The organism is Campylobacter sp. BCW_6464 (assembly GCF_001762775.1).
Classification (GTDB): domain Bacteria; phylum Campylobacterota; class Campylobacteria; order Campylobacterales; family Campylobacteraceae; genus Campylobacter_D; species Campylobacter_D jejuni.
Map to the genome: position 1 here is coordinate 82,584 of NZ_MJXM01000026.1, position 6,336 is coordinate 88,919.

The 6,336-nt window shown below is 41.7% G+C and carries 2 tRNA genes and 3 rRNA genes; all 5 read left to right on the top strand.

From position 1 onward, the window contains the following. The first annotated feature begins 236 nt into the window (after positions 1 to 236). The 5 genes from AJ885_RS01180 to rrf all read left to right on the top strand — a co-directional run bounded on the left by AJ885_RS01180 (position 237) and on the right by rrf (position 6,188). Positions 237 to 1,749 (top strand): 16S ribosomal RNA (locus AJ885_RS01180). 102 nt (positions 1,750 to 1,851) lie between these two features. Then, a tRNA-Ala gene (locus AJ885_RS01185) sits at positions 1,852 to 1,927 on the top strand. An 8-nt stretch (positions 1,928 to 1,935) separates the two neighbouring features. Beyond that, positions 1,936 to 2,012, top strand: a tRNA-Ile gene (locus AJ885_RS01190). A gap of 725 nt (positions 2,013 to 2,737) precedes the next feature. Then, a 23S ribosomal RNA gene (locus tag AJ885_RS01195) occupies positions 2,738 to 5,797 on the top strand. A gap of 274 nt (positions 5,798 to 6,071) precedes the next feature. Further along, positions 6,072 to 6,188 (top strand): 5S ribosomal RNA (gene rrf, locus AJ885_RS01200). Together the 16S, 23S and 5S rRNA genes with 2 tRNA genes alongside form the textbook arrangement of a ribosomal RNA operon. Positions 6,189 to 6,336: the final 148 nt, after the last annotated feature.

The window sequence follows — 6,336 nt, forward strand, 5'->3', positions numbered from 1 at the left end:
ATTTAAAAACTTTTCTTTTAAAAATGATTTTTTGTTTTGTTCTTTTAACTTAGTATTGTTATTCAAATCTTATTAGTCAATCTTTGAAATCTAAATAAGTGATCGATTGAGCCAGAAAGATTTAGGCATAAGTAATTATGTAAAATCTATTCAATCTAATTTAAAAAGATTAAAAGCTTTTCTTTTGATCTTTTATAACTTTTTCTTTGAAGAAAAAGATTAAACTATCTATAATTTTTATGGAGAGTTTGATCCTGGCTCAGAGTGAACGCTGGCGGCGTGCCTAATACATGCAAGTCGAACGATGAAGCTTCTAGCTTGCTAGAAGTGGATTAGTGGCGCACGGGTGAGTAAGGTATAGTTAATCTGCCCTACACAAGAGGACAACAGTTGGAAACGACTGCTAATACTCTATACTCCTGCTTAACACAAGTTGAGTAGGGAAAGTTTTTCGGTGTAGGATGAGACTATATAGTATCAGCTAGTTGGTAAGGTAATGGCTTACCAAGGCTATGACGCTTAACTGGTCTGAGAGGATGATCAGTCACACTGGAACTGAGACACGGTCCAGACTCCTACGGGAGGCAGCAGTAGGGAATATTGCGCAATGGGGGAAACCCTGACGCAGCAACGCCGCGTGGAGGATGACACTTTTCGGAGCGTAAACTCCTTTTCTTAGGGAAGAATTCTGACGGTACCTAAGGAATAAGCACCGGCTAACTCCGTGCCAGCAGCCGCGGTAATACGGAGGGTGCAAGCGTTACTCGGAATCACTGGGCGTAAAGGGCGCGTAGGCGGATTATCAAGTCTCTTGTGAAATCTAATGGCTTAACCATTAAACTGCTTGGGAAACTGATAGTCTAGAGTGAGGGAGAGGCAGATGGAATTGGTGGTGTAGGGGTAAAATCCGTAGATATCACCAAGAATACCCATTGCGAAGGCGATCTGCTGGAACTCAACTGACGCTAAGGCGCGAAAGCGTGGGGAGCAAACAGGATTAGATACCCTGGTAGTCCACGCCCTAAACGATGTACACTAGTTGTTGGGATGCTAGTCATCTCAGTAATGCAGCTAACGCATTAAGTGTACCGCCTGGGGAGTACGGTCGCAAGATTAAAACTCAAAGGAATAGACGGGGACCCGCACAAGCGGTGGAGCATGTGGTTTAATTCGAAGATACGCGAAGAACCTTACCTGGGCTTGATATCCTAAGAACCTTATAGAGATATGAGGGTGCTAGCTTGCTAGAACTTAGAGACAGGTGCTGCACGGCTGTCGTCAGCTCGTGTCGTGAGATGTTGGGTTAAGTCCCGCAACGAGCGCAACCCACGTATTTAGTTGCTAACGGTTCGGCCGAGCACTCTAAATAGACTGCCTTCGTAAGGAGGAGGAAGGTGTGGACGACGTCAAGTCATCATGGCCCTTATGCCCAGGGCGACACACGTGCTACAATGGCATATACAATGAGACGCAATACCGCGAGGTGGAGCAAATCTATAAAATATGTCCCAGTTCGGATTGTTCTCTGCAACTCGAGAGCATGAAGCCGGAATCGCTAGTAATCGTAGATCAGCCATGCTACGGTGAATACGTTCCCGGGTCTTGTACTCACCGCCCGTCACACCATGGGAGTTGATTTCACTCGAAGCCGGAATACTAAACTAGTTACTGTCCACAGTGGAATCAGCGACTGGGGTGAAGTCGTAACAAGGTAACCGTAGGAGAACCTGCGGTTGGATCACCTCCTTTCTAGAGTACAAAGTAATAAGTCTCACAACTATTACTTCAATATATAAACTCAATTGATTCTTGTTTAGATTTCAAAGATTGATGATAAAGCTAATTGTTTATGGGGAATTAGCTCAGCTGGGAGAGCGCCTGCTTTGCACGCAGGAGGTCAGCGGTTCGATCCCGCTATTCTCCACCATTTATTAAGGGCCTATAGCTCAGCTGGTTAGAGTGCACCCCTGATAAGGGTGAGGTCACAAGTTCAAGTCTTGTTAGGCCCACCATAAAAAAGATTTGAATAAAGAAGCTTTAAAATCTAAAGCAAGTATATAAAGTAGATTAAATATAAAATATAAACTCTAAATACTTAGATTTATTTTTATCTTTAGCTATAAAAGAATATACTTTAGATAGATATAAATAACATATACATTATGTATTTATATTTATAATGATTATATTAATATATATACTTCCTTTAGGTTTTAAACCTAATGTTCTTTTTAATTATCATTGTTAAGAGTCACAAGCAAGTTTTAATAAAAACAATTTTACAGGACTTGTTAAAGGATAAAACCTATTTATCTTTTCTTTAGTTTAACTTAACTTTTAGCTGTCTTTATTTCTATGAATAAAGAGAATATTAGATTTAAGGATTATAAATTAAAGACAAGTTTCAAACTCACAGCTTAGTTAAGACTAAATCATTTAGTTTTATATTAAGTGTTTGAATGCTTTCCGTCTTAAGATAAAGAAGTCTTATCATAAAAACTTTAACAAGGAAGTGATGCGTTTTAGAATCAATAAAAAAGGTAGAAGTTAGGTTATATCTAACTTTTATGCAAATTGTTTTTTTAGCGATTAAGAATTGAAGCTTTATCTACATTAATTTTTTAATGAATGTTTAGTTTATTTCGTTTTAAGCCTAATATCTTTTAGGTTGGCGGGGTAGGCCTTTAGCTTTGGTTCTTTAGGATGAGCTTTGCTCATCTGCTAAAAGAACATCAAAAGGTAAGCTACTAAGAGCGAATGGTGGATGCCTTGACTGGTAAAGGCGATGAAGGACGTACTAGACTGCGATAAGCTACGGGGAGTTGTCAAGAAGCTTTGATCCGTAGATTTCCGAATGGGGCAACCCAATGTATAGAGATATACATTACCTATATAGGAGCGAACGAGGGGAATTGAAACATCTTAGTACCCTCAGGAAAAGAAATCAATAGAGATTGCGTCAGTAGCGGCGAGCGAAAGCGCAAGAGGGCAAACCCAGTGCTTGCACTGGGGGTTGTAGGACTGCAATGTGCAAGAGCTGAGTTTAGCAGAACATTCTGGAAAGTATAGCCATAGAGGGTGATAGTCCCGTATGCGAAAAACAAAGCTTAGCTAGCAGTATCCTGAGTAGGGCGGGACACGAGGAATCCTGTCTGAATCCGGGTCGACCACGATCCAACCCTAAATACTAATACCAGATCGATAGTGCACAAGTACCGTGAGGGAAAGGTGAAAAGAACTGAGGTGATCAGAGTGAAATAGAACCTGAAACCATTTGCTTACAATCATTCAGAGCACTATGTAGCAATACAGTGTGATGGACTGCCTTTTGCATAATGAGCCTGCGAGTTGTGGTGTCTGGCAAGGTTAAGCAAACGCGAAGCCGTAGCGAAAGCGAGTCTGAATAGGGCGCTTAGTCAGATGCTGCAGACCCGAAACGAAGTGATCTATCCATGAGCAAGTTGAAGCTAGTGTAAGAACTAGTGGAGGACTGAACCCATAGGCGTTGAAAAGCCCCGGGATGACTTGTGGATAGGGGTGAAAGGCCAATCAAACTTCGTGATAGCTGGTTCTCTCCGAAATATATTTAGGTATAGCGTTGTGTCGTAATATAAGGGGGTAGAGCACTGAATGGGCTAGGGCATACACCAATGTACCAAACCCTATCAAACTCCGAATACCTTATATGTAATCACAGCAGTCAGGCGGCGAGTGATAAAATCCGTCGTCAAGAGGGAAACAACCCAGACTACCAGCTAAGGTCCCTAAATCTTACTTAAGTGGAAAACGATGTGAAGTTACTTAAACAACCAGGAGGTTGGCTTAGAAGCAGCCATCCTTTAAAGAAAGCGTAATAGCTCACTGGTCTAGTGATTTTGCGCGGAAAATATAACGGGGCTAAAGTAAGTACCGAAGCTGTAGACTTGCACACAACTTAGATTATTTAAGTTTAGAATATAAAAAAACTAAGTTATATGTTTTAAGTTATATTTTTACTGATTTTTATAGAGTAAAGATAGAAATAAAGCTTAGTAAAATCAGTAAAAATATTCTTGGTTTAAAGTTTAAGTAGTTTAAGTTGTGTGCAAGTGGTAGGAGAGCGTTCTATTTGCGTCGAAGGTATACCGGTAAGGAGTGCTGGAGCGAATAGAAGTGAGCATGCAGGCATGAGTAGCGATAATTAATGTGAGAATCATTAACGCCGTAAACCCAAGGTTTCCTACGCGATGCTCGTCATCGTAGGGTTAGTCGGGTCCTAAGTCGAGTCCGAAAGGGGTAGACGATGGCAAATTGGTTAATATTCCAATACCAACATTAGTGTGCGATGGAAGGACGCTTAGGGCTAAGGGGGCTAGCGGATGGAAGTGCTAGTCTAAGGTCGTAGGAGGTTATACAGGCAAATCCGTATAACAATACTCCGAGAACTGAAAGGCTTTTTGAAGTCTTCGGATGGATAGAAGAACCCCTGATGCCGTCGAGCCAAGAAAAGTTTCTAAGTTTAGCTAATGTTGCCCGTACCGTAAACCGACACAGGTGGGTGGGATGAGTATTCTAAGGCGCGTGGAAGAACTCTCTTTAAGGAACTCTGCAAAATAGCACCGTATCTTCGGTATAAGGTGTGGTTAGCTTTGTATTAGGATTTACTCCGAAAGCAAGGAAACTTACAACAAAGAGTCCCTCCCGACTGTTTACCAAAAACACAGCACTCTGCTAACTCGTAAGAGGATGTATAGGGTGTGACGCCTGCCCGGTGCTCGAAGGTTAATTGATGGGGTTAGCATTAGCGAAGCTCTTGATCGAAGCCCGAGTAAACGGCGGCCGTAACTATAACGGTCCTAAGGTAGCGAAATTCCTTGTCGGTTAAATACCGACCTGCATGAATGGCGTAACGAGATGGGAGCTGTCTCAAAGAGGGATCCAGTGAAATTGTAGTGGAGGTGAAAATTCCTCCTACCCGCGGCAAGACGGAAAGACCCCGTGGACCTTTACTACAGCTTGACACTGCTACTTGGATAAGAATGTGCAGGATAGGTGGGAGGCTTTGAGTATATGACGCCAGTTGTATATGAGCCGTTGTTGAGATACCACTCTTTCTTATTTGGGTAGCTAACCAGCTTGAGTTATCCTCAAGTGGGACAATGTCTGGTGGGTAGTTTGACTGGGGCGGTCGCCTCCCAAATAATAACGGAGGCTTACAAAGGTTGGCTCAGAACGGTTGGAAATCGTTCGTAGAGTATAAAGGTATAAGCCAGCTTAACTGCAAGACATACAAGTCAAGCAGAGACGAAAGTCGGTCTTAGTGATCCGGTGGTTCTGTGTGGAAGGGCCATCGCTCAAAGGATAAAAGGTACCCCGGGGATAACAGGCTGATCTCCCCCAAGAGCTCACATCGACGGGGAGGTTTGGCACCTCGATGTCGGCTCATCGCATCCTGGGGCTGGAGCAGGTCCCAAGGGTATGGCTGTTCGCCATTTAAAGCGGTACGCGAGCTGGGTTCAGAACGTCGTGAGACAGTTCGGTCCCTATCTGCCGTGGGCGTAAGAAGATTGAAGAGATTTGACCCTAGTACGAGAGGACCGGGTTGAACAAACCACTGGTGTAGCTGTTGTTCTGCCAAGAGCATCGCAGCGTAGCTAAGTTTGGAAAGGATAAACGCTGAAAGCATCTAAGCGTGAAGCCAACTCTAAGATGAATCTTCTCTAAGCTCTCTAGAAGACTACTAGTTTGATAGGCTGGGTGTGTAATGGATGAAAGTCCTTTAGCTGACCAGTACTAATAGAGCGTTTGGCTTATCTTTAATAAAGCATCACTTCCTTGTTAAGGTTTTTAAGAAAGCTTTGAATATAGATAATATTTAGAGTTTAGTAGAAATCTTTCAAGTAAAGTTTGTATTAGAACTTGCTCTTAACATTGTTTTTTAAGTATTCTATATAAAAACTTATCAAAGATAAAAGATAAGTAAAGAAGAAAGAAAAACAAAAGAAGAAAGAGAATAAAGAAAAAAGTAAAGAAATAAAAGATTAATCTTTATTTTTTAAATTCAATCTTTCAAAGAATATTTAAATAACAATGTCCGTGATTATACAGATGTGGAAACGCCTTGCTCCATCCCGAACCAAGAAGCTAAGCACATCGTGGGTGATGATACTACGCCTTACTGGCAGGGGGAAAGTAGCTCATTGCGGACTTGTTAAATGTCTTCATTGCTTACTTTATATATAAATCCTATGTTTATTTTTATTGTTGTTTTAGATGATGCTTAGAATTGTGTTTAAAAAAGAGTTTGTTGCTGTTTAGGGTTTTTAAGAGAATAGGGTGTTTTTAGGAGTTTGGAAA